At 44.1% G+C, this 2,539-nt stretch carries 3 protein-coding genes; all 3 read left to right on the top strand.

Going from position 1 to position 2,539, the window contains the following annotated elements; all coding sequences use genetic code 11:
• Positions 1-83 precede the first annotated feature (83 nt).
• On the top strand, positions 84-389 hold the full coding sequence (locus tag V6C27_14730; GenBank protein MEG6617648.1) for a hypothetical protein: 306 nt from the start codon (positions 84-86) through the stop codon (positions 387-389).
• A complete protein-coding gene (gene tnpB / locus V6C27_14725) occupies positions 386-742 on the top strand; it encodes an IS66 family insertion sequence element accessory protein TnpB (protein MEG6617647.1) in 357 nt (118 codons plus the stop codon). Before V6C27_14730 ends, tnpB begins: the two co-directional genes overlap by 4 nt.
• Positions 743-847: 105 nt before the next feature.
• A complete protein-coding gene (locus V6C27_14720; GenBank protein MEG6617646.1) occupies positions 848-2,476 on the top strand; it encodes an IS66 family transposase in 1,629 nt (542 codons plus the stop codon).
• Positions 2,477-2,539: the final 63 nt, after the last annotated feature.

Here is a 2,539-nt window from a genome sequence, read left to right as displayed (position 1 = left end):
GTAATTGTCAAAAAATCTGCACATAGCAACTGCCTTTAAGAACTGAGATAATAACCTCAAGAATATATGAGGGAGGAATTCTCATGACCCTTGAAGAGCAGTCCATGATCAGGCGCCAGCAAGTAAAAGATTATCTTGCCTCAGGTCAAACTGTTGCCGCATGGTGCTCAGAAAACAACCTAAAAGCACATATACTTCGGTACTGGTTGAATAAGTGCAAACGTGAGGCCAAAGCTGACCTTAGTCAAGATACCTTTATCGAGTTGAAGCAACAATCCGTTAAGGAAGTTCCGGTTATTGTTAAAATCGGCGCGGTTTCTATTGAGCTGTATTCAGGCTTTCAAGCTGAGACCCTGCGCGAGGCTATTGCCACTATTCGTTCCTTATGAGTCTGAACACTGCCGGCCTCAGAATATTTCTTTCCTGCAAACCCTGTGACATGCGAAAAAGCATCGAAGGCCTTGCTACATTGGTGCAGACGCAGTTACAGATGGACCCTTTTGAAAACTGCCTTTATGTATTCTGTAACCGGGCCTGTGATAAATGTAAAATTCTTCATTGGTCAAATAATGGTTGGTGGTTGTACTACCGCAAATTGAGTCGCGGCGTTTTCCGATGGAGGTTTTACGAAAACAAGCAGGTCCTTGAGGTTTCGGAACGGCAGTTTAGGTGGCTTTTAGACGGTTTGTCTATGGAGCAGCCATCTGCACATAAGCCTGTTAAGCAGCGGATCATTCTATAACAAGTTCCATACTGAAATTGACAAATTGCCTATTTTTATCTATTTTTAGGGCTATCTACCGCTATTATCCTGTTATTTTGATCCATATTCTTATATAATGAGAATATGAACTACGAGATAAATTTACCCCAAAAACAACAACTGAATTACAAAGAAATGTCACAGGAAGAACTGGCTGCGCACTGCGAAAGACAGGATCTGGCCATCGCTGAACTGACTCAAAACGTGAATCGTCTTATTGAGATGATCCGTTTGAATACTCATAAGAAGTATGGTTCCAGCGGCGATTCCGTACCCTATCCCGAAGGCCAGGAGCAGCTTTGCTTTTTCAACGAAGCCGAAGCCACTGCTTTAAGGAAGCCGGAACCTACTTTTGAAGAAGCGACGGCGAAGACCCCGAGAAAACCCAAACAAAAGGGTAAACGTGAGCAGGATTTCAAAGATTTAAAGGTCACCGTCATTGAACATGAACTTCCGGCTGAACAGCAGGTCTGCCCAGTATGTGACAGCCCTTTGCATGATATGAAGGTTGAAGTTACAAAAACATTGAAACTTGTACCAGCCCATTTCGAAGTTGAGGAACACCGCCGTCATGTCTATACTTGCCGTGCGTGCGAAAAAAACCAAGGCGAAGGTGATAAAATTCCCTTCGTTCGTGCCGATATGCCCAATTTACCGATTCCTGGAAGTTTTGCTACACCAGAACTGATCGCTGGCATTATCAACAGTAAATACACTAATGCGATGCCCCTGGCCCGGATTGAGAGAGAATTTGACCGGATGGACAGCGTCCGAATCTCCAGACAAAACATGAGCAACTGGATACTCCAATGTTCGGAGGAATACTTTTCAAGGATCTACACCCATATGAGAAGTACCCTTCTGAGCAAAGATGTCTTACATGCCGATGAAACCTGGACCCGCGTTGTGCAGCAGAATGGCAGAGACGCTAAGAAGAAATGCTATATCTGGGTTTACTGCAGCGGAGAGCATGACGATCCGATTATCTACTATGAATTCCATGAAAGCCGGGCTTCGGAATCGGCTAAGGAGTTCCTTAAGGACTATGCCGGTTATTTGCATACCGATGGGTACGAGGTTTATCATCGTCTGCAACCTGGAATTACTGTAGTTGGTTGCCTCGCCCATATTAAGCGCAAATTTACGGATGCCATCAAGGCATTAAGTCCAGAGGAGCAAAAGAAGACCGTTTGCTTCAAAGGACTAGAGTATTGCGACTACCTGTTCCATATCGAAAAGAAATACAAGGACGCCACACCAGAAGAGCGTCACAACAAGCGCCTCACGCTATTAAAGCCAGTGATGGATGCTTTTTTGTCATGGCTAAAAGAGACCAAGCCCCTTACGGTTCCTAAATCTAAGGCTTATGAAGCTATAAATTATGCACTGAATCAATGGCCTTACTTTGAGAACGTTCTCTTGGACGGCCGTCTGGAGTTGACAAACAATCTAGTCGAGCGAAGTATACGCCCGTTTACAATCGGCCGCAAAAATTGGGTTACCATGAAAACCGATCGCGGTGCACACGACAGCTCCATTGTATACAGTATCATACAGACTGCGCTGGCTAATAACCTAAAAGTTTATGAGTATCTGGTCTATTTATTGAAGCAGATGCCGAATACTGATTTCATCCAGCACCCTGAGCAGATTGAAAAGTTTGTTCCATGGTCTAAAGAGCTTCCCGACAACTGCTACAAAACTAAAAATTGAAATCAAGTCCAATCCTCGGGTTGGGCTTTTTATTTACCTAAGTGCTTAGGATTTGACAATTAC

Source organism: Peptococcaceae bacterium 1198_IL3148, assembly GCA_036763105.1.
GTDB lineage: Bacteria > Bacillota > Desulfotomaculia > Desulfotomaculales > Desulfohalotomaculaceae > JBAIYS01.
Note: the sequence above shows the minus strand (reverse complement) of the source record. Positions and strands in the feature narration are given on the sequence as shown.